21 protein-coding genes and 1 pseudogene are annotated in these 21,164 nt (G+C 65.9%); 13 read left to right on the plus strand and 9 right to left on the minus strand.

The window, feature by feature from the left end; genetic code table 11:
- Position 1: 1 nt before the first annotated feature.
- Both AT701_RS10150 and AT701_RS10155 read right to left on the minus strand, forming a co-directional pair.
- Positions 2-1,354, minus strand: coding sequence for an MFS transporter (locus AT701_RS10150; protein ID WP_003893358.1), 1,353 nt, complete (start codon positions 1,352-1,354; stop codon positions 2-4).
- Positions 1,355-1,431: 77 nt separating this feature from the next.
- Entirely contained in the window at positions 1,432-2,322 is an 891-nt protein-coding gene (locus tag AT701_RS10155; protein ID WP_058125765.1) for an alpha/beta fold hydrolase, read from the minus strand.
- A gap of 116 nt (positions 2,323-2,438) precedes the next feature.
- On the opposite strand from AT701_RS10155, the gene AT701_RS10160 reads away from it, so the two are divergent.
- The 10 genes and pseudogenes from AT701_RS10160 to AT701_RS35675 form a co-directional block, all read left to right on the plus strand.
- Complete coding sequence (locus tag AT701_RS10160) at positions 2,439-3,371, plus strand: LysR family transcriptional regulator (RefSeq protein ID WP_011728062.1); 933 nt, start codon at positions 2,439-2,441, stop codon at positions 3,369-3,371.
- Positions 3,372-3,630: 259 nt separating this feature from the next.
- Entirely contained in the window at positions 3,631-4,731 is a 1,101-nt protein-coding gene (locus AT701_RS10165) for a tartrate dehydrogenase (RefSeq protein WP_058125766.1), read from the plus strand.
- A gap of 139 nt (positions 4,732-4,870) precedes the next feature.
- A complete protein-coding gene (locus AT701_RS10170) occupies positions 4,871-5,251 on the plus strand; it encodes a cupin domain-containing protein (RefSeq protein WP_003893362.1) in 381 nt (126 codons plus the stop codon).
- A gap of 34 nt (positions 5,252-5,285) precedes the next feature.
- The gene (locus AT701_RS10175; RefSeq protein ID WP_058125767.1) at positions 5,286-5,822 is read left to right on the plus strand and encodes a dimethylamine monooxygenase subunit DmmA family protein; all 537 of its coding nucleotides are present in this window, start codon (positions 5,286-5,288) and stop codon (positions 5,820-5,822) included.
- Positions 5,823-6,821 carry a PDR/VanB family oxidoreductase gene (locus AT701_RS10180; protein WP_011728066.1) on the plus strand — a complete coding sequence of 333 codons (999 nt, stop codon included), beginning with the start codon at positions 5,823-5,825 and terminating at the stop codon, positions 6,819-6,821. It abuts the gene before it with no gap.
- A gap of 64 nt (positions 6,822-6,885) precedes the next feature.
- Positions 6,886-7,923 (plus strand): heme-dependent oxidative N-demethylase family protein, encoded by a 1,038-nt coding sequence (locus tag AT701_RS10185; RefSeq protein ID WP_042510630.1) that lies wholly within the window; start codon positions 6,886-6,888, stop codon positions 7,921-7,923.
- Positions 7,924-7,997: 74 nt separating this feature from the next.
- Complete coding sequence (locus tag AT701_RS10190; protein WP_011728068.1) at positions 7,998-9,152, plus strand: acyl-CoA dehydrogenase family protein; 1,155 nt, start codon at positions 7,998-8,000, stop codon at positions 9,150-9,152.
- Entirely contained in the window at positions 9,152-10,318 is a 1,167-nt protein-coding gene (locus AT701_RS10195) for a CaiB/BaiF CoA transferase family protein (protein WP_011728069.1), read from the plus strand. Before AT701_RS10190 ends, AT701_RS10195 begins: the two co-directional genes overlap by 1 nt.
- Before the next feature lie 8 nt (positions 10,319-10,326).
- Positions 10,327-11,181 (plus strand): HTD2 family dehydratase, encoded by an 855-nt coding sequence (locus AT701_RS10200; protein WP_003893368.1) that lies wholly within the window; start codon positions 10,327-10,329, stop codon positions 11,179-11,181.
- Positions 11,178-11,306, plus strand: a pseudogene (locus AT701_RS35675) (aldolase/citrate lyase family protein); the annotation flags it as partial. The gene AT701_RS10200 and the pseudogene AT701_RS35675, both read left to right, overlap by 4 nt.
- A gap of 40 nt (positions 11,307-11,346) precedes the next feature.
- Here AT701_RS35675 and AT701_RS10210 read toward each other — a convergent pair.
- Complete coding sequence (locus tag AT701_RS10210) at positions 11,347-12,030, minus strand: GntR family transcriptional regulator (protein ID WP_011728072.1); 684 nt, start codon at positions 12,028-12,030, stop codon at positions 11,347-11,349.
- A gap of 191 nt (positions 12,031-12,221) precedes the next feature.
- On the opposite strand from AT701_RS10210, the gene AT701_RS10215 reads away from it, so the two are divergent.
- The 3 genes from AT701_RS10215 (at position 12,222) to AT701_RS10225 (ending at position 15,840) form a co-directional block, all read left to right on the plus strand.
- Positions 12,222-13,052, plus strand: a complete 831-nt coding sequence (locus AT701_RS10215; RefSeq protein ID WP_014877271.1) for an LLM class F420-dependent oxidoreductase — start codon at positions 12,222-12,224, stop codon at positions 13,050-13,052.
- Between the two features lie 137 nt (positions 13,053-13,189).
- Positions 13,190-14,950: an N-acyl-D-amino-acid deacylase family protein gene (locus AT701_RS10220; RefSeq protein WP_058125768.1), complete on the plus strand. Its 1,761-nt coding sequence runs from the start codon at positions 13,190-13,192 to the stop codon at positions 14,948-14,950.
- Entirely contained in the window at positions 14,947-15,840 is an 894-nt protein-coding gene (locus AT701_RS10225; protein WP_011728075.1) for an alpha/beta fold hydrolase, read from the plus strand. Before AT701_RS10220 ends, AT701_RS10225 begins: the two co-directional genes overlap by 4 nt.
- Before the next feature lie 70 nt (positions 15,841-15,910).
- Here the strand turns inward: AT701_RS10225 and AT701_RS35240 are convergent, their stop codons facing one another.
- The 6 genes from AT701_RS35240 to AT701_RS10255 form a co-directional block, all read right to left on the minus strand.
- Positions 15,911-16,054, minus strand: a complete 144-nt coding sequence (locus tag AT701_RS35240; RefSeq protein WP_003893374.1) for a hypothetical protein — start codon at positions 16,052-16,054, stop codon at positions 15,911-15,913.
- A gap of 243 nt (positions 16,055-16,297) precedes the next feature.
- A complete protein-coding gene (locus AT701_RS10235; protein WP_058125769.1) occupies positions 16,298-16,747 on the minus strand; it encodes a nuclear transport factor 2 family protein in 450 nt (149 codons plus the stop codon).
- 98 nt (positions 16,748-16,845) lie between these two features.
- Complete coding sequence (locus AT701_RS10240; RefSeq protein WP_223495488.1) at positions 16,846-18,297, minus strand: sugar porter family MFS transporter; 1,452 nt, start codon at positions 18,295-18,297, stop codon at positions 16,846-16,848.
- Positions 18,278-19,111 carry a sugar phosphate isomerase/epimerase family protein gene (locus AT701_RS10245; RefSeq protein ID WP_223495490.1) on the minus strand — a complete coding sequence of 278 codons (834 nt, stop codon included), beginning with the start codon at positions 19,109-19,111 and terminating at the stop codon, positions 18,278-18,280. The genes AT701_RS10240 and AT701_RS10245 overlap by 20 nt, the downstream gene beginning before the upstream one ends.
- Positions 19,112-19,363: 252 nt before the next feature.
- On the minus strand, positions 19,364-20,287 hold the full coding sequence (locus AT701_RS10250) for a VOC family protein (RefSeq protein ID WP_058125770.1): 924 nt from the start codon (positions 20,285-20,287) through the stop codon (positions 19,364-19,366).
- A gap of 2 nt (positions 20,288-20,289) precedes the next feature.
- A complete protein-coding gene (locus tag AT701_RS10255) occupies positions 20,290-21,153 on the minus strand; it encodes a fumarylacetoacetate hydrolase family protein (protein WP_011728081.1) in 864 nt (287 codons plus the stop codon).
- Between the last annotated feature and the right edge of the window lie 11 nt (positions 21,154-21,164).

Below are 21,164 nucleotides of genomic sequence, written 5' to 3' on the forward strand. Positions count from 1 at the left end.
CTCAGTTCTTGTACGCCGAATGCTTGGTCCCCTGGTCGAACATCGCGGGGACCACGGCAAGCACGGCCGCTCCGACGAGGACGACGCCTACACCCACGGTGGAATGAGTCGGGGAGGCTGTCACGAGTGCCAGTGCGCCAAGGGGCGCCGCGCCGCCTGCGACCGAGGTGCCGAACTCGCGGGCCGTTCCGACGCCGCTGGCCCGCGTCGCCACCGGAAACTGCCTGCTGTAGAACGAACCCTGCGCCGCCATCATCGTCGGCACCAGAACGCCCGTGCCGACGATCAACGCGGTCCAGATCGCCCATGTCTCACCGGTGTTCAGCAATGCCAGGAAGAAAGTCGCCCACACGCCGCTGAGAACGCCGCCGACGATCAGCACGCGCTTGCTGCTCCACCGGTCGCACAGCCGCCCCAGCAGCGGGATGACCAGGACCGCGGCGATTCCCGCGAGTGTGACGCCGAGTGCGCTGTCGGCGGCCGAGACACCTTTGAACTGCGTCAGGTACGCCAGGGAGAAGGTCTTGAAGATGTAGCTGATCGAGGTGCAGCCCAGGGCGATCCCGATGACGACGGCCAGACCGCGCCAGTCCTGGCGCAGCAGCGCGATGAGCGGGAACGCCTTGGTGCGTCGCTGTTCGGATTCCTGCGCGAAATCCGGTGTCTCGGGCACAGATGCGCGGATCCACAGACCGACGGCGACCAGCGCGAAGCTCGCGACGAACGGGATGCGCCATCCGACGGTCGTCAGGAAGTCGTCACCGAGCAGTGAGATGACGAAGACCGTCGCGGCCGACAACACCAGCCCGAGGTTCATCCCGAGTGTCGGCCATGAGCCCATGCTGCCGCGTTTGGCGACGTCGGCATGTTCGTAGCTGGCGACCGCCGCCGAGGCGAATTCGGCGCCGGCACCCAGACCCTGCAGGATCCGCAACAGCACCAGCGCGATAGGCGCCCACATACCGATCGTCGCGAAGTCGGGCAGGAAACCGATGACACCCGTCGAGACGCCCATCAAGATGAAGGTGACGACAAGTGTGCGCTTGCGCCCGATCCGGTCGCCGAGTGCGCCGAAGACGACGCCGCCGACGGGCCGGGCCAGGAACCCCACGGCGAACGTCGCAAGCGATTGCAGCGCTGCGAATTTCGAGTCTCCTTCCGGGAAGAACACCGTCGCGAACACGATCGAGGCCATCGCGGCGTAGAGGTAGAAGTCGTACCACTCGACCGCGGTTCCGACGACGGCGGCCAGCGCCATGCGCCTCTGGCGTCGGCGTGCCTGCTCGGGGGTCTCGGTGAGGGGTACGGCATGGGTTCCGGTGGGGCTCGCGTCGTTGAGAGCTGGGGTGGACATGGCAATCCTCTCGGTTTTGGGCACGGTGAATCGGCCGCATCGGTTGCGGCTCTTGGCAACAGCGGTGGATCAGATGGCTAGGCGCAATCACCGAAGAACGCGCGCATTTCCGCGACGATCTCCTCGGGTTGTTCTTCGGGAAGGTAGTGGCCGCAGTCGAGGGCGCGGCCGGACACGGTGTCTGCGATGTTCTGCCACAGTTCGAGGGGTTCGAACAGTCGCTCGATGACACCGTGCTTGCCCCACAGCACGCGCAGCGGCGCGGCGATCTTGCGGCCCTGGTCGCGGTCCCGTCGGTCGTGGTCGAGGTCGATGGTGGCCGCGGCCCGGTAGTCCTCGCACGCGCCGCGCGCACGCTCGATCCCGGCGAACCCCGCGATGTAGTGATCGAGGACGTCACGGGGGAACGGCGCCAGGCCGGCGTGGCGTGCGCCCATCACCCCTTCGACGTAGGCACGCGGGTCGGCGCCGATCAGCGTCTCGGGCAGGGGAGCGGGCTGGATGAGGAAGAACCAGTGCCAGTAGGCGCTCGCGAAGTCGCGCGTGGTTCCCTCGTACATGTCGAGGGTGGGCGCGATGTCGAGGAGCATGACGCGGGTGACGCACTCCGGAGAGTCGGCGGCAAGTCGGGCGGCCACGCGCGCCCCGCGGTCGTGCCCGGCCACGTAGAACTGCTGGTGACCGAGTGCCGCCATCAACTCGACACAGTCGCGGGCCATCTCCCGCTTGGAGTAGGTGCTGTGATCGGGGCTCGCCGGCGGACGCTCCGAATTCCCGTATCCACGCAGGTCCGGGGCGACGATGAAGAAGTCCTCCGCCAGCGCGGGCGCCACACGGTGCCACATCAGGTGCGATTCCGGGTGGCCGTGCAGAAGCAGAAGCGGCGGCTTGCCGCAGGCCGGTCCGACCCGGCCGCGAAGCCGGACCCCGTTGACCGTGATGTCGAGTTCGTCGAAGCCAAAGAACACGTCCGGTCTCCTTCGTCGCGGCTTGCGGCCTTTTCCCGATGCTAGATTTGGCCCACAGCGCGAGGAAGGCTCGTCACCTCAAAGGATCTTTGCGCTGAACGCAAGAGGGGTACGACATGGCCGATGTCGGTGATCTCGAATTCTTCGTGACGCTCGCGGCGGCAGGGACGATGACCGAGGCCGCACGGCACTGGGGTGTCTCGGTCTCCGTGGTGAGCCGACGGCTCAAGGCTCTCGAAGAACGCCTGGGCACACCGTTGGTGCACCGGCGCGCCCGCGGGCTCGAGCTCACCGCCGAGGGGCAGCAGTACCACGTGCGGGGGAGCGAAATACTCCAGCAGCTCAAGGATTTGGAGAGCACGCTGAACCCCGATCCCAAGGACTTGACGGGTTCGATCCGGGTGATCAGCACCGTCGGCCTCGGGCGAGTGCACATCGCGCCGCTGCTTCACGATTTTCGGCGACGTCACCGGAGCGTCGAGATCTCGCTGGAGCTCACGAGCCTGCCGCTGTCGGCTTCGGTGCCCGGTTTCGACATCGCGATTCAGGTCGGGCGGGTGCGCGACTCGTCGCTCGCGATACGTCAACTGCTGCCCAACCGGCGTGTGGTGGTGGCCTCGCCCGACTACCTCGACGCGCACGGCGCACCGGCGGACCTCGACGACCTCAAGAATCACGAGCTTCTCGTCGTCCGCGAGAACGAGGGTGAGTCGATCTGGCGATTCGTGAAAGACGGTCGTGAGACGGCGATTCCGGTACGAGGCGGCCTCATCTGCAACGACGGCATCGCGGTGACCGAATGGTGCCTGGCCGGCGCAGGACTGGCCATGCGCTCGATCTGGCACGTCGCACCGTATGTGCGGGAGGGGCGACTCGTACACGTGCTGCCCGACGTCGAGACTCCGGAGGCCGACGTCGTCGCGCTGTTCGACGCCGGGGTGCGTACCTCGCCACGCGTGCGAACATTGTTGTCCTTCTTGCGTAAACAGCTTGCGCAGCGGTGTATCCCGTTACCGACACGACAGGCTGGAGCGGCTCTCCACTGGTAGTACCGATACAGATCCCGTCGCCGAAACAGACACCACGGTCGTGAATTCGCCACCCGATCCCGAAACCGCAACCATGACGTCAAACTCGGCGACGGGACCTCGACAGGAGTTATCCACCGAGACAAGGCCGGAGCCGGGGCGCATTTTTCGCCTGGGACAAAACGGTGTTGCGTCATGCGGCCTGTCTGGACGGCGGTTTTCTTCCTAACCTCGACATCAGCGAAGGGCGTGTGCCCGCGCCGAAGCGTGAGGAGTTGTCGTGGTCAACAGGTACAAGGTCGCAGTCATCGCCGGTGACGGCATCGGTCGCGAGGTCGTTCCGGAAGGGCTACGGGTGTTGCAGGCCGCCTCGGAGCGGTTCGGCTTCACCCTGGACCTCGAAGAATTCGACTACGCCAACGTCGACTACTACCTCAAGCACGGCCAGATGATGCCCGACGACTGGTTCGAGCAGTTGCGGGGATTCGACGCCATCTTCTTCGGCGCGGTCGGCTGGCCCGAACTCGTTCCCGACCACATCTCGCTGTGGGGAAGCCTGATCCAGTTCCGCCGCCATTTCGACCAATACGTCAACCTGCGCCCCGTGCGCCTGCTGCCCGGCATCGCCGGACCACTCGCCGGCCGCAAACCCGGCGACATCGACTTCTACGTGGTGCGGGAGAACACCGAGGGCGAGTACTCCAGCATCGGCGGCAAGATCTTCGAGGACACCCCACGTGAGACCGTGATCCAGGATACGGTGATGACCCGCGTCGGCGTCGACCGGATTCTGCGGTACGCCTTCGAACTCGCGCAGCGCCGTCCCCGTCGCCTGCTCACCTCGGCGACAAAGAGCAACGGGATCTCGATCTCCATGCCGTACTGGGACGAGCGCGTCGAGCAGATGTCCACGATGTTCCCGGACGTCTCCGTCAACAAGTTCCACATCGACATCCTCGCGGCCAACTTCGTGCTGCATCCCGACTGGTTCGACGTTGTGGTTGCGAGCAATCTGTTCGGCGATATCCTCTCCGATCTCGGCCCGGCCTGCACGGGAACCATCGGCGTCGCTCCCAGCGCCAACATCAACCCCGAGCGCACCTTCCCCAGCCTGTTCGAGCCGGTCCACGGTTCGGCGCCCGACATCGCGGGTCAGGGGGTTGCGAACCCGGTCGGCCAGATCTGGTGTGCCTCAATGATGCTCGAGCACCTCGGGGAACGCACGGCAGCAAAGGCCGTGCTGGATGCCATCGAAGCGGTGCTGGCCGACGGTGCGGTGCTCACCCCCGACCTCGGCGGGACGGCGACGACGACGGCGCTGGGAACCGCGATCGCGGACAGCGTCGGCGCGTCGGCCAGTGCGGGTGCCGGGACGCGCTGAGGGCGCACACGCGTAACGCGGCTCGGTTTCTGGATCCGCCTACTGCAACACACCTTTCACCTCAGGCAACACCTACGAAACCGTTCATCGCGTTTACTGACAATCAACCTGGTTTCTCGCAGAGAAAATGGAGATTGTCATGGAAGCGACCACCACTCATCCCCAGTTCAGCGTCACGCCGGACGCGTGGAAGAACCTGCCGAAGATGCCGGAGGCGGAGTACCCGGGTGCCGAGGGCTACATCGGCGACGTGTACGAGAACCCGGGCGGCAGCGTGATGTGCAGTGGCTTCTTCGAGTTGGTGCACACCGAGGCGCCGTTGCTCTACGAGTACACCTATGACGAGATGAAGATCGTGCTGGAGGGCGAATTCCACCTGGAGAACGTCGACACCGGACAGAAGTCGATCGCCAAGACCAAGGACGCGATCTTCTTCCCGAAGGGGTCCCGCATCCTGTTCAGCACACCCGATCGTGCGCTGGCCTTCTATACGGGCCATCGCACTGCGGACGGTCTCTGATCGGTCAAGCGACCCGCCGAGATTCCAGCGCAGCATGACGATCACCGAAACGATTCCCCCGCAGTTCCCGTCGCTGCCGCAATGGCCTGGAGAACCCGAACCGGTCGACACCACGGCGTCCGCATTCCTGGTGGTGGCCATCGGTGCGGCGCCGCGCACCGCCGACGTCGCCGGTGAGTGGGTGCAGGCTGCCGAGGCGGTCGCCCCCACCCGCCTGGTGTGCCTGGACGCGATGACCGACGAAGAGGACTGTGCCAGAATGCAACACGCACTGTCGGAAGTGCGCACCGGCGTGCGCATCATGATCGTCGGCGGACAGTTCGACGTGCTGACGGCGCTCACGATGGCCCGTGCGGCGGGCGCCATTCCTGCCGAGTTGACCGGTTTCGTCGTGCACACCGACGACGCGCCCATCTTCTGCGCGCAGTGTCGCGGCACGTTCCGGGTGGCGGCAGGTCCGGGCGACGAGATCGATTGTCGCGGGTGCGCGCGCACCCTGGAGATCCACGGTCATTTCGCGTCGGCGCTGGGCAGTTACCTGGCCTCCGATGCGCGGGCGAGGGAGATCTGAATGACGGTGCTCGACACGGCCGAAGCGCGTTTTCCCGGACACCTCCACCCGGCCTACGACACGACGCCCCGGATGCTGACCGTCGTCGGCCTCGAACACCTCGCCGGAGACGTCCTGCACATCACGTTCGCGGCCGCCGACGGGCGTGTGCTCACGCCGTACCAACCCGGCAGCCACCTCATCGTCACGGCGGGCGCCACCCGCAACGCGTACTCGCTGACCGGGGCCGACCTCAACCCGGTCCGCTACGAGATCTCGGTGCTGCGCAAGGCCGACGGCAACGGGTCGGTGTGGCTGCACGACAACCTCGAACTGGGCATGTCCGTCGAGATCGAAGGCCCGCGTTGCCTTTTCCCGCCCGTGACCAATCAGCGGCACGCGCTGTTGATCGCCGGTGGCATCGGCGTCACGCCGGTGCTGTCCCACGCCCGCGCCATCGCGCGGGCCGGCGGCACGGCCGATATCGTCTACTCGTACCGACCCGGGCACGACGCCCATGTCGGCGAGCTGCGCGAACTGGCCGCGCGTCCGGGGATCACGCTGTTCGAGGTGGACACCATCGAGGGCACCCGTGAGCTGCTCGCCGATCGGCTGGGGGCCCAGCCGTTGGGCACCCACGCCTACGCGTGTGGGCCGATCCCGATGCTCCATACCTACCAGGAGCTTGCCGCACAGGCCGGTTGGCCTTCGGCCCGGGTGCATCTTGAGCGCTTCACCGCACCGGAACAGGACCCGGGTCTGCCGTTCACGGTGCGCATCGCCTCGACCGGGGAAAACCTCGCAGTCCCGGCCGGGGTGTCGCTGCTGCAGGCCCTGCTCGACGCAGGCATCGGGGTGAACAACTTGTGCCGGCAGGGCGTGTGCGGCGAATGCCGTATCCCGGTGACCGCCGGTGTGCTCGAGCACCGCGACTTCGTCCTGACCGAGGAGGAACGCGAGGCCGCAAACAGCATGCTGTGCTGCGTATCTCGCGGATCCGACATCGAAGTGGATCTGTGACCACAGCCGAGAGATTCGAGGATCACTCATGACCGCACACCTGTCGACGCCCTATCTGCGTGACATGGGCGCCAAGGCCGCCGACCTGGTGGCCTCGTCGTTGACCCCGGCCGCGGCCGCCTACCTCAACCAGCCGGTAGATCATCTCGCGAGCCTGCCGTGGCCGTTCGCCGACGACGTCACCTCGTTCCGCTACACCGTCAACGTCGATCCCGCGCGGGTGCCCAGGCCGACGAGGGCCGGAGAATGGGGCAGGCACATCGTCGATCTCGGCGGCGCGGATTATCCGGTGAACATGGCCGAACGCCGCCACGTGCTGGACACCGATCCGCAGCGGGTGAAGGTCCGCCCCGGGATGGAACTGGCGTGCTGGGATCTGCTGATCTACTACCTGCGAGACCTCGCGCAGTCCTACCCTGACCTGCTGCACCTGGACGAGGACGGCGATCACTTTCATTGGCGCAACGACCTTCTCGGAACCGATCAGCATTTCGTCCTCGGCGATACCGGCACGCTGCCCGGTGGTCCGTTGTTCTTCCTGGCCGCCGAAATCCCCGACGATCTGCTACTGGTCATCGAACGCGACGGGCGGTTGTACTTCGACGCGGGTGCGGTGACCTTCGCGGCAGCCTGGTCGGCGTCGTTCGATATCGGCATGGACATGTACGAGATCCACGGACCGGTGCCGCGCATGACAGGGGAGGGGATGACGGCCCGTGCCGAGCAGTTCCTCAAACGACTGCCCGCCAACCAGGTGTACCGCCGCCTGAACTGGAACCTGGCGGCGTCACCGACGCGGACCTTCGACATCAGCCTGGAAACGCTGCCGGACTGGGGCACCCACATGCCGAGGGCCCTGCGCGACGGCGACGTGTCGCAGGTGCAGTTCCGCATCGAACTCGAACACTTCATCCGGCTCCCGATGACCGGCGCGGTCACCTTCAACATCCGCACCTTCATGGCGTCGCTGGAAGAGATCCGGGCGATCCCGGAGTATGCGGAGCAGTTGGCGGCCATCATCGAGGAACTGCCCGACGACATCGCCACCTACAAGGGTTTCGCCGATTACCAAGACGACGTCGTCGCGTATTTGAGGCGCTGACGCCGACGCCCGCGTGCTTGCGCTGCCGTCCGCTCTATTCATAGAATATTTTCTATAGAGAACGGAGCGAGGACATGGCGCTGACGGCCGAAGAGGAAACCATCGTCAAGACGGTGCACGATTTCGTCGAGAAGCAGGTCAAACCGGTGGTACGGGAGTTGGAGCACGCCAACACCTATCCCGAAGAGCTGATCGAGACGATGAAGGAGATCGGTATCTTCGGGCTCGCGATCCCGGAGCCGTACGGGTTCGGGGCGGTGTCCATGCCGTGTTACGTGCAGGTCGCCGAGGAACTGGCCAGGGGCTGGATGAGCCTGGCCGGCGCGATGGGCGGCCACACCGTGGTGTCGAAGCTGCTGTTGCTGTTCGGCACCGAGGAGCAGAAGCAGAAATACCTGCCGCGGATGGCCACCGGTGAACTGCGCGCCACGATGGCGCTCACCGAACCCGGTGGCGGGTCGGATCTGCAGGCCATGCGCACCGTCGCGCGCCGGGACGGCGACGACTACGTGATCAACGGCAGCAAGACCTGGATCTCCAACGCGCGGCGCTCGGATCTGGTGGCGCTGATGTGCAAGACCGATCCCGACGCGCAGCCCGCACACAAGGGTGTGTCGATCCTCCTGGTGGAGAAGGTGCCCGGCTTCGACGTGTCACGCGACCTACCCAAGCTGGGCTACAAGGGCGTGGAGAGCTGCGAGCTCAACTTCACCGACGCCCGGGTTCCGGTCTCCTCGCTGCTCGGCGACGACGAGGGCCGTGGGTTCGCGCAGATGATGAAAGGCCTGGAGGTGGGCCGGTTGCAGGTCGCGGCGCGGGCAACGGGCGTGGCGCGTGCGGCGTTCGAGGATGCGCTGCGGTACTCCCAGGAGCGGGAGAGCTTCGGCAAGCCGATCTGGCAACACCAGTCGGTCGGAAACATGTTGGCCGACATGGGAACCAAGCTGTATGCAGCGCGCTCGCTGCTGCTCAGTGCGGCCGAGAAGTTCGACGCGGGGCAACGCTGTGACATGGAGGCCGGCATGGCCAAGCTGTTCGCGTCGGAGACCGCGATGCAGATCGCACTGGACGCCGTACGCGTGCACGGGGGCTACGGCTATTCCACCGAGTACGACGTCGAACGTTACTTCCGCGATGCGCCACTGATGATCGTCGGCGAGGGCACCAACGAGATCCAGCGCAACGTGATCGCCAAACAACTCGTCGCGCGCGGCGGTCTCGACATCTGATGCACCCGCAGGCCAACGGAAAGTCATTGCCGCTGAGCGGGATCACCGTGCTGTCGCTGGAACACGCGGTCGCCGCGCCGTTCGCCACGCGGCAACTCGCCGATCTCGGCGCACGCGTGATCAAGGTCGAACGGCCGGGCTCCGGTGATTTCGCGCGCCAGTACGACGATTCCGTCAACGGCGAGTCGAGCTACTTCGTGTGGCTCAACCGGTCCAAGGAGTCCATCGCGCTCGACGTGAAATCCGAGCACGGGCACCGGGTGTTGCATGAACTGGCCGACCGCGCCGATGTCGTCGTGCAGAACCTGGGCCCGGGCGCGGCGGCCCGGCTGGGGTTGGCGGCCGAGGACATCCGGGCCAAGGACCCGCGCAAGATCGTGGTGTCGGTGACGGGATGGGGCAGCACCGGTCCATGGGCCGATCGCAAAGCGTATGACCTGCTGGTCCAGTGCGAGACGGGACTGGTCTCGTTGACCGGTACCCCCGACGAGGTCGCCAAGGTCGGGGTGTCGATCGCCGACATCGCCGCGGGCATGTACGCCTTCAGCGGCATCCTGGCCGCGCTGTACCGCCGCGAGATCACCGGTGAAGGCGCCGTCATCGAGGTGTCGTTGTTCGAGGCGCTGGCCGAATGGGTGGGCCAGCCGGCACATTTCACCGCCGGTGCGGGACGTCAGCCCGGCCGGTTCGGCGCCCAGCACGCGACCATCGCACCGTACGGCCCGTTCGAGGCCGCCGACGGACACACCCTCCTCATCGCGATCCAGAACGAGCCGGAATGGGCGCGGTTCTGCACCACCGTGCTCGGGCGCCCCGAGGTCGCGGAGGATCCGCGATTCGCGTCCAACACGCAACGGGTGGCGAACCGGGCGGACGTCAACGCCCTGATCTCCGAGGTGTTCTCGTCACATCCCACCGACGAGTTGGAGTCCCGGCTGACCGAGGCGCGCATCGCCTTTGCGGGCGTCAACACGGTCAGCGAGTTCCTCGACCATCCGGTGCTCGCGGCCCGTGACCGTTGGCGCTCCGTCGAGACCGAGAACGGACCGGTGCGCGCCCTGCTGCCACCGCTCGATCTCGGTACCGAAGTGAGGATGGATCCGGTTCCCGCGCTGGGGGCGCACACCGCCGCGATTCTCGCCGAACTCGGCCATGGCGACGATTGAGAGTTGATATGAACTCCCTTGAACAGTACGTGGAGAACTGGCGCCCGGGCCCGGTCGTCAGCACCGACCTGCTCGGCCCACAGGCCGCGGGAAACCTCGCGGCCACACTGGATCTGGATCACGTCCCCGGCGCGGGTGAGGTTCTGCCGGCCCTGTGGCACTGGGTCTACTTCCTGGACTGGCCGCCGACCGCCGCGCTCGGCACCGACGGGCACCCACGTGACGGTCACTTCATGCCGCCGATCCCGCACCGCCGCAGGATGTTCGCCGGTGGACGCCTGGAGATCAACGAACCCTTGCGGCTCGGCGAGGCGGCCACGCGGCACTCCGAGGTGGTTTCCACCGCGGTCAAGAGCGGCAAGACCAGTGAACTGATGTTCGTCACTGTGCGCCACGAGTTCAGCCAGGGCGGTCAGCTGCGCATGACCGAGGAACAGGACCTGGTGTACCGCAGTGATCCGGGTTCGAGCACGCCGTTCACACGGGTCACCGAACCGCTGGCAGAGCGCACCACCCCGTGGGCTGCCGAACCCGCGACACATCCGGCGCTGCTGTTCAGGTTCAGTGCCGTGACCGCGAACTCACACCGCATCCACTACGACGCCGAGTACACCTGCGGTGTCGAAGGCTTTCCGGCGCTCGTGGTCCACGGACCGCTGCTGGTGCTGTACATGGCCGAACTGGCGCGGGCACACAGCACGCGACCCATCAAGAACTTCCGATTCCGTTTGACCAAGCCGGTTTTCGTCGGTGACGCGATCCGTGTACAAGGCACCCCGGCTGCCGACGGCGCCGCCGCTGAACTGGCGGTGGTGACTGGTTCCGGAACAGTTCACGCGAGCGCACAGGCCGAGTACGCGTGAACGCCCGGTACACCACCGACACGCTCAGGACGGCCAGATCGTTCCTGTTCGTACCGGGCAACCGGCCAGAGCGGTTCAGCAAGGCAGTCGCGGCGCAGCCGGATGTGGTCGTGCTCGACCTGGAGTGATGCTCGCTCGTGGCCGCAGCGTCTCGCACCTGGCGAATCAGCCGAGGGTTCCGCTCGCAGCGAGGTGTTCGGCCAGCAGTGTGCCCGCACGGCGGATGTGTTGAGCCATGGCTTCTCTGGCGCCCTCGGCGTCACCCGAGCGCAGCTTCTCGATGATCGCGCGGTGATCGTGCGCCGACGCCTCCGGCCAGCCTTCGACCGCGGCGAAGAACTTCCGCGGGGCGTAGGGCAGTGTCGCCTTGATCAGCCAGCGGATCTTCCGCGACCCGGACAGCCGGTAGATGGTCTGGTGGAACCGGTGATTGAGCCGTTCGACGTCGTCGTAGTCCTTGCCCGCGGCGGCCTGCTCGAGCTGGGCCTGGATGTTCTCGAGTTCTTCCACCAACTCCGCGGTGATCACGCCCGCGGCGCGTGCCGTCAACTCACCGCCGAGCAGGGCCTGGGCGTCGTAGACGTCACGGATGTCCTCGCTGGACAACGCCGTCACCGAGAAACCCTTGCGGGGTTCGATGGTGAGGAAGCCCTCCGTCTGCAACAGCAGCAGACCCTCGCGGGCCGGTGTGGCGCTGATGCCGAGGTCGTCGGCCACCGTCTCAGGCCGGATGAACTCACCGGCCCGAAGCTGACCCGACACGATGAGTTCACGCACGTGAGCCGCCGCGAGATCACTGAGCCGCAGCGGCGGTGTGCGCTTGCGATCGGTCGCGGCCGTCGGTCTCACGGTTTGAATATAGTCAATTTTCTGTAGTAGAACCGGCAGCAACGCGCAGCGTCTCCGCGCTGACGCAGGTCACCGCGCCGACGTCCCCGGCGCTCGGCGGATGTGGCCGACGGTCACCCAACTGCCAGGCGCGGGGAATAGCCTGGGGTCGGCGGGCGATGCACACGGTGATCAACAGTCAGGGGACAGGCATGAAAATCGGCATCTCGACCTTCGTCAACGACGACACCATCGATGCGGTGACGCTTGCCCGCGCGATCGAGGAACGCGGCTTCCATTCGTTGGTGATCGCCGAGCACTCACACATCCCGGCCAGCCGCGAGTCGGCCTATCCGGGCGGAGACGAGCTGCCGCAGAAGTACTACCGCACGCTCGACCCGTTCGTCACGCTGGCGGCGGCCGCGGCGGTGACGACGAAGATCGAGCTGTTCACCGGCGTGGCCCTGCTGATCCAGCGCGACGTCATCCACACCGCGAAGGAGGCCGCGAGCGTCGACCTGATCTCGAACGGACGGTTCGTCTTCGGTGTCGGCGCCGGCTGGAACCTGGAGGAGATGCGCAACCACGGCACCGACCCGAAGACGCGCGGGCGCCTGCTCGACGAACAGATCGAGGCGATCAAGGCGTTGTGGACGCAGGAGCCCGCCGAATACCACGGCAAGTACGTGGACATCGAGTCGTCGTACATGCGTCCCAAACCGGTGCAGAAGCCGCACCCGCCGATCTACATCGGAGGCGCGTCCGAGGCCACCGTCAAGCGCGTGATCCGCCACGACGCCGGATGGATCTCCAACCCGTTGCCGGTGGACTTCTTGAGCAAGTTCGTGACACAGATGCGCGACGGTCTGGGTCACGAGGTCCCGCTCGCGCAGTTCGGCACGCCGGCGGATCCGGAGTACTGGGGCGCGGTCGAAGAACTCGGGTTCGGACAGATCGCGTTGTTGCTGCCGACGCTGCCGACCGACGAATCCCTGCGCATGCTCGACGACTACGCGACCGCGGTGGAGAAATACCGCGGGTAGGGGACCTGCCTGACGTCGGCGAATTTGCGGGTTGCCGACGTCGCGCGCCGTCGACGGTGATCGGAAGTCGGCACCGCAGGGTTGACGCTGTAGCTAAGCTGTCAAGCCAAGCGCCGACCCCGAGGGGGAATCCGAGCATGACTTTCGACAAGGTGATCCTGGGCGGCCGTCTGTTCGACGGCACCGGCGGTCCATCTGCCCTGCGCAACATCGGCATCCGCGACGGCCGCGTCGCCGCGATCACCGCCGACGCCGTCGAGGGCACCGAGACCGTCGACGCCAGCGGGTGCTGGGTGATGCCCGGCATGATCGACATCCACACCCACTACGACGCCGAGGTGCTCGCCGCGCCGGGGCTGACCGAGTCGCTGCGCCACGGCGTCACGTCCATCGTGATGGGATCGTGCTCACTGTCGACGGTGCACGTCAACGGATCCGAGGCCGCCGACCTGTTCGGCCGCGTCGAGGCCATCCCGCACGAGCACGTGGTGCGCATCGTCGGCGAGCACAAGACCTGGAACAACGCCGAGGAATACATCGAGGCGCTCGAGGCGCGGCCGCTGGGGCCCAACGTCACGGCGTTCATCGGTCACTCCGACATCCGCGTCGCCGTCATGGGCCTGGACCGGGCCACCCGCAAGGATGTCCGCCCCACCAAGGCCGAGCAGGCCCGCATGGAACAGATGCTCACCGACGCGCTCGACGCCGGATTCATCGGGTTGTCCTCGCAGCAACTGCTTTTCGACAAGCTCGACGGCGACGTGTGCCGCTCGCGCACGCTGCCTTCCACCTATGCCAGGGCGAAAGAACTGCGCCGGCTCAAGTCGATCCTGCGGCGACGTGACCGCACACTGCAATCCGGGCCCGACATCAGCCATCCGCACAACATCGTCTCGCAGGCGTTTCAGTCCGTGGGCATCGGCAGGCCGCGCCTGAAGACCAGCCTGCTGGCTGCTGCCGATATGAAATCCACGCCGGGCGGCATGTGGTTCACGGTGGCGCTGGCGGCGATCGCCAACCGGTTGGGCGGGGACTTCCGCTTCCAGCACCTGCCGGTCCCGTTCGAGGTGTATGCCGACGGCATCGACCTCGTGATCTTCGAGGAGTTCGGATCCGGCGCTGCGGCACTGCATCTCAAGACCGAGATGGAGCGCAACAAGCTGCTTGCCGACGAGGGCTACCGGCGCCGGTTCCGCAAGGACTACGACAACAAGTTCGGCCCGCGGGCCTGGCACCGCGATTTCTTCGACGCCGAGATCGTGGCGTGCCCGGACCCCAGTGTGATCGGCAAGAGTTTCGGCGACGTCGGTGTGGAACGCGGCCGCCTGCACCCCGTCGACGCGTTCCTTGACCTCGTCCTCGAGCACGGCAGCCAACTACGTTGGCGCACCACGATTTCCAACCACCGTCCGAAAGCGCTGCGGCAGTTGGCGGTCAGCAGCGGAATCCAGGTCGGCTTCTCCGACGCCGGCGCGCACCTGCGCAACATGGCGTTCTACAACAGCGGGCTGCGCCTGCTGCGCCACGTCCGCGACGCCGGGTTCATGAGCGTCGAGGACGCCGTGTACCGGCTCACCGGTGAACTCGCCGACTGGTACCACCTGGACGCCGGACATCTGCGGATGGGGGACTGGGCCGACGTCGTCGTGATCGACCCGCAGTATCTCGACGCCGGCCTCGACGAGTACCACGAGGCCCCCGTGGAGGCGTTCGGTGGGATGCAGCGCATGGTCAACCGCAACGACCGCACCGTGAAAACCGTTCTGGTGGCCGGTCATACGGTGTTCGCCGAGGGCACGCCCACCGAACTCGTCGGCCGACGGCGCACCGGCAGCTTCATGCGCGCGGACGGCAGACCACGCAACGCGCCACTGCGCCGCGAGAGTGTTGCCGTATGACCGCCCCTGAGCGGCTCACCCTGGATCTGCCGCACCTGCGATTCGCGGCGCTGGCGTGGGGCCCGAAGGACGGCCGGTTGATGCTGTGCCTGCACGGCTACCCGGATTCGGCATGGACGTGGCGGCACCTCGGCCCGCACTTTGCGGCACAGGGCTTTCGGGTGGTTGCGCCGTTCATGCGGGGCTACGCACCCACCGAACTGGCCCGTGACGGTGACTACGGCCTCGGCGCGCTGATGTACGACGCGGTGACGCTGCACGAGGCGCTCGGCGGGACCGGTGACGCCGTCCTGGTCGGCCACGACTGGGGCGGGCTGGCGTCGGCCGGCGTCGCGGCGTATCCGAAGAACCCGTTCGGCACGGTGGTGTCGATGGGTGTGCCCGTGGTGGCGGGCATGCGGGATGCGGGCAATCGGCGCAGGCTGGCCCCGCTGTTGCCGGTGCAGATGCGGATGAGTTGGTACATCCTGTTCCAGCAGATCCCGTGGCTGTCGGAGCGCAACCTCGGCCGGGTGATCCCCAAGTTGTGGCGCGACTGGTGCCCGCCGGGTTACGACGCGCGCGAGGACCTGGCCCACCTGTGGGAGGCCCTGCCGGACACCCGCCGGCGTACCGCCGCGCTGGCGTATTACCGCGCCGCGTTGCGGCCCTGGCGGCGTGGTAGCCATGCCGAACTGGACCGTTACGCCATGACGCAAAACCCCATCTCACCCATGTTGGTGCTGCACGGTCGCCTCGACGGCGCGATCGATGTGCGCATCGGCACGCTGAGCGCCTCGGTTCTGGTGCCGGGGAGTCGGCACGAGGTCATCGACGGGGCCGGACATTTCATGCACCTCGACAGGCCCGACGAAGTGCATGCCCTGATCGCGGATTACGCGAATTTGTGATCAATTGCCGTGAAAAACAACAGAGCCGGGGCCTTGTGGGCACCGGCTCTGGATTCGGATCCGTTTTTTGTCAGCGGTCCTGGAATTCGTGGCGCTGAGCAATCGCAATCAACTCTTCGCGCACCGTCGAATCGGGGAGCGCATTGATTTTTGCGTACAACCGCCGCCGGCTGTTGGCGCGCTTCAGGTTGGCGCGGAACTGCGCGAAGGCCATTTCTCTCACTCCTCGTCAAGCGCCCCGGGTCGCGGGGACTTTTTGTCTGTCTGGCGTTCTCGTGCGGGGATCACCCGCACTTATCGGAACGCCTCAATCGTGCTTGTTAATTTCTTGTAACGCAAATTTTTCGGTGTGAGGTTGGCTACAGCCGTACAGATTCCTGTCGATAAAGGTGTGCGCCGTCGCAAACTCATTCAGGAGGGGGCTCGATCACTCGAGGCGCGACCGGCCCCCCATTTATCACCGCGGTTGCGCCGCAGCCTGTTTCTCGGCTTCCGAGGTGACCTCGACGTACTCGGCGACATTCCAATAGAACGCGCGGAAGTCGGTGATCCGCCCGTCCTCCACCGTCACCACCTGCACCATTGGGTTGTTGATCGAGCGCCCGGTGACACGTGACCGGGTGTAGAGATTGCACAACACCACCACCTGGTTACCGGACGTGAGGAATTTCGCGTCCTGGACGTCGACCACATCGAAGTGACGGCTCATCTCGACCGACCAGCCTTTGAAACCCTCGTACCCGTGCCATTCACCGCCCCACGGCAGATCGGGGGAATGGTGCAGCTGCACGTCGGGGTGCAAGGTCGCGCCCATGCCCTCGAACGATGCACCGGCCGGGACACCTCCGGCGGTCATGTAGATCCGCTCGGCGGCATAGAACTGCTCGAGCACTTCCTGTGGTGACATGGTGTTGTTTCCTTTTGTTGTCGGTGAACCACGGCGGATGCCGATAATTTGCCGTGGTTCGGTTACATGGGATTCATCTTGTATGGGCCAACGTCGTTTCAGTCGGCGATGTCGTCCATCTCTTCGAGTTCGCGACCCTTCGTCTCCCGCACGAACCGCAGGACGAAGAGGGCCGACAGCAGCGCGCACGCGCTGTAGAAGCAGTAGGAAAGGGGCAGGCTCAACGCGGCGAACGGTGGGAAGGTCACGGTGACCACGAAATTGGCGATCCACTGCACCGCGACGGCGACCGCGAGCGCGGGGCCGCGATACGAGTTCGGGAAGATTTCTCCGAGCATCACCCAGGTGACCGGCCCCCAGGAGACTCCGAAGGCCACCACGAACAGGTTGGCCGCGACCAGCGCGATCGGACCGTAGCTCCCCGGGAGAGTCACCGCGCCACCGGCTTCGACCGCGGCGGCGAAGCAGAGCCCCATCACCGCAAGCATGGCCGCCATGCCGACACCGCCGGCGATCAGCAAGGGTTTGCGGCCGATCTTGTCGACCACCGCGATCGCGACGAGGGTAACCACGACGAAGATCGCCGATGTGATCACGGAGCTGAGAAGCGAATCGGATTCGGAGAAGCCCACCGACTGCCACAGCGTGGTCGAGTAGTAGAAGATGATGTTGATCCCGTTGAGCTGCTGGAAGATCGAGATCCAAATGCCGATCCACACCACGCGTCTCAAGCCGAAGGACCGCCCACGAAGGTGCGACAACGACGAATGCCGTTCCGACCGTAAACTGTCGGTGATTTGGTCGACCTTGCGTCGTGCGTCATCGATGGATACGTCGAGAACACGCGACAGGACTGCTGCGGCCGACTCGTATTCGCCGCGCCGGGCCAGATAGCGCGGCGACTCGGGGATTCGTCGCGCGATGATCGCGTACACGACGGCTGGCACCAGACCCACGAGCAACATCCATCGCCAGGCTTCCACGCCGAACCAGGACGTATTGGCGGCGCCACCTGCCACGGACGCCAACGCGGCATCGGAAAGCAGTGAGACGAAGATGCCGATGACCAGTGCCAGTTGTTGCAGCGCGGTCAACGCACCCCGAATGCGCGCCGGGGCGATCTCGGCGATGTATGCCGGTGCGATCACCGAGGCAATGCCGATCGCGACCCCGGCCGTGATTCGCCAAGCCATCAGATCGAAGGCAGAAAAGGCCAGACCGGACCCGACCGAACTCACGGCGAAGAGCACTGCGGCGACACCCATCACGCGCACCCGGCCGATGCGGTCGGCGATGCCGCCTGCGAACCAAGCACCAACCGCACATCCCAGCAGAGCGCTGGCCACCGTAAGACCGGCCATCAGTGGGGTCAGTGCGAAGTGAGCAGTTATCGCTCCTACGGCACCGTTGATGACGCTGGAGTCGAAACCGAACAGGAAGCCACCCACAGCCGCGGCGATCGAGATGGCGACCGCCTTCACGGACCCGCCGGTCGGCGGGGTCACGGACCCGGTGACGGGTGTCTTCGGCTCATATGTGCTGTGGGACACCGGCGTTCCTTCCCGCCGCGCGGTCCAGCAGCTGATCCGCCGATGCAATGGTTTCCAGCGTCTTCTCACGGGTGAGGTTGACGGCCACGTCCAGAGCCCGGTGGCGGTGCTCCTCGGAGATGATCTCGACGCCCCAGTGCCCCCTCCAACCTGCGCGATGCATCTCGGCGACAAACTGTGCGACGTCGATGGAACCCAGGCCGGGAATGCGACGACGGTCGACCGCGTCCTCCCACAGCGGGCCGACGACTTCGGCGTCGGCATCGGTGAGTTCGACGACGAAGACGTGTTCAACCGGCACGATCTCCGCGAGCTTGCGGTAGTCGGTGCCGCTGCGGTGGACATGCCATGTGTCGATACACAGGCCCCCGTGCGGATTGCCGACGTCTTTGATGAACGCGACGCCGTCGATGATGCTGGGCAGGTTGGACATCGGCATGGGTTCGATCGCAACCCGCAGGCCGTGGCTTCCCGCCCGAGTGGCCAATTCGTCGAATGCAGACGCGAAGCGCTCACGGTCGACGGATGTTTCGCCGAAGGCCTGCAGGCACGCTGCGGCCTTCAGCGTCGTGGCGCCTAGCACGGCGGCCGCTTCGAAAAGGTCGTCCCGCATGGCGTCGGACTCGCGGCGCTGTTCACCGGTGGTCCACCAGTTGGTGATGAACTCCAGCTCGACGTGTTTGATGCCGTGGTCGTCGAGCATGCTGCGTAGCGTCGGAAGACCTGTTGTCGAGGCGTTCTCGGCGAGGTCGGCGTACACGATGCCGACTCCCTCCCAACCGGCTGACGCAACCGCGTCGAGTCGCTCGGCCATGGGTATCGGACTGCGCTCGGTTCCCCGGGCCGGGGCCGCGTTGCCTGCTCACGTCCAGCAGGTGGCGAGTAGATCTCGGTTCTCGATGTTCATCGGTTTCCTAGGTGAGCGAAGCGGACAAGGTGGGTTTTCGGGCGCAGGCGACCGCCACACGTGGATGTGCGTGTACAGACCGCCCCGATTTCTGCATGAGGGTTGTGATCTGGCGAGAATCACGACCTTCACGCAGAAATCGGCGCAGAGAGAAGGGGGTCAGCCGCTGTGACCGTGGATCATGTGCTCGGCGAGGTCCTCCGGTTGCAGGAATGACGCCGGCGGAGGCGGGCCCCATTGATAGAGACCTCTTGCGCCCTCGAGTTCCTCAGGTGTCCACAGCGCATCATCGACGATGCAGTCCATGTCGCTGTGGTACTCGGCGAAGTTGTTGGCAGGATCCTTGAAGTACCAGAAGAAGTTCGACCCGGCGTAGTGACGCCCGAGTCCCCAGACGTGCCGTTCGGGGTGGTCCTCCAGCAGGGCCATCGCGCCGCGCCCGATGGCGTCGACATCGTCGACCTGCCAACTGCTGTGATGCAGGAACGGCACCGGCGCGCGCTGGAGGAGGACGTTGTGGTGATCGGTCGAACAGCGCAGGAACGCACCGTGGCCCTTCACCAGATCGCTCACCTTGAAGCCGAGTCCGGAGACGAAGAACGCGTATGCGGTTTCGTAGTCGGGCGATCCGATCACGATGTGGCCGAGCCGACGGGGCCGGACGCGGTCGGTGATCATGATGCCCGCGGCCCGGGCGTCGACGCGGTCGTTGCGCCCCGGCGCGTTCACCGGCGGTGCCACATAAGGGGTTTGGTCCAGACGGGGCGCGGTGATCAGTTCGATCTCGGCACCCGTTGTCGGTTCGACGGTGTGCAACCGACCAGGTTCTGGGAGCACGGCCGCGAACTCCGATCGCCTGAGTTCTCGTGCCGCGCGCTGCAGATCGTCGTCATCGTCGACGGCGAACCGGGCCGAGACCAGTCGGCGTCGCGCCGAGTGCACCAGTTCCAGTTGGACACCGCCTTCCGTGCTGGCGAAGCGGTGCCCGTCGTGGGGGATCAGCCCGAAATCCTCGTAGAAGGTGGCCGCAGTGGCCAGGTCGGGTACGCCCAGAACGATGGAATCGAGGCGGTGGAGAGCCATTGTCAGCTCCGCGGTGCTACGGATGCGCTGTCGGCGGTCACGAAGCGCTGGGTGAACTCCCCGACGCCGGTGATGTAGGTGCGCAGTTCGTCGCCAGGTGCCAGGAACCGCTTCGGGTTTCGGCCCATGCCGACACCCGACGGTGTGCCGGTGAAGATGACGTCGCCCGGATAGAGCTCGACGGTGTCCGACAGGTAGGCGATGAGGTTGGACACCGGGAAGATCAGCTGCGAGGTGCGGCTGTGCTGCACCGTCTCGCCGTTGATCTCGGCTCCCAGTTCCAGATCGTCGGGATCGGGCAGCTCGTCGACGGTCACCAGTTCGGGCCCGATGGGGGAGAACCCGGCGTGCGATTTGGCGAGGCTGAACTGCGGTGCGGGGCCCGCGAGTTGCAGGTCCCGCTCGGAGAGGTCCTGGCCCACCGAGACGCCTGCGACGAACTCCCAGGCGCGGTCCTCGGGGATGTTCCGGCCGCCGCGGCCCATGACGACCACCAGTTCGACCTCCCAGTCGACCGAACCTGCCGGCAGCTGGACGGTTTCGACGGGCCCGGTGATCGACGAGACGAACTTGGTGAAGATCACCGGATGCTCGGGCTTGCTGAGCCCGGACTCGGTGGCGTGGTCGTCGTAGTTGAGACCGACGGCGAAGACCTGCCGCGGCAGCGGTGCCGGTGAACCGATGGTTCCGACGCGCGCGGACGGTGCGGGCAGTGCCGCGGTGCGCGCCCACTCCTGGAATGCGTCCCAGTGCTGGTAGAGGTCCTGCGGATCGGGGCCGAAGCGTTGTTCGGACGCTTTGGCCACATCGACCACGCCATCGCCGGTGACGAGGTGGATTCGACCGTCGAGATTGATCAAGCGCATGACATCAGTTC

Source organism: Mycolicibacterium smegmatis (assembly GCF_001457595.1).
GTDB classification, from domain to species: domain Bacteria; phylum Actinomycetota; class Actinomycetes; order Mycobacteriales; family Mycobacteriaceae; genus Mycobacterium; species Mycobacterium smegmatis.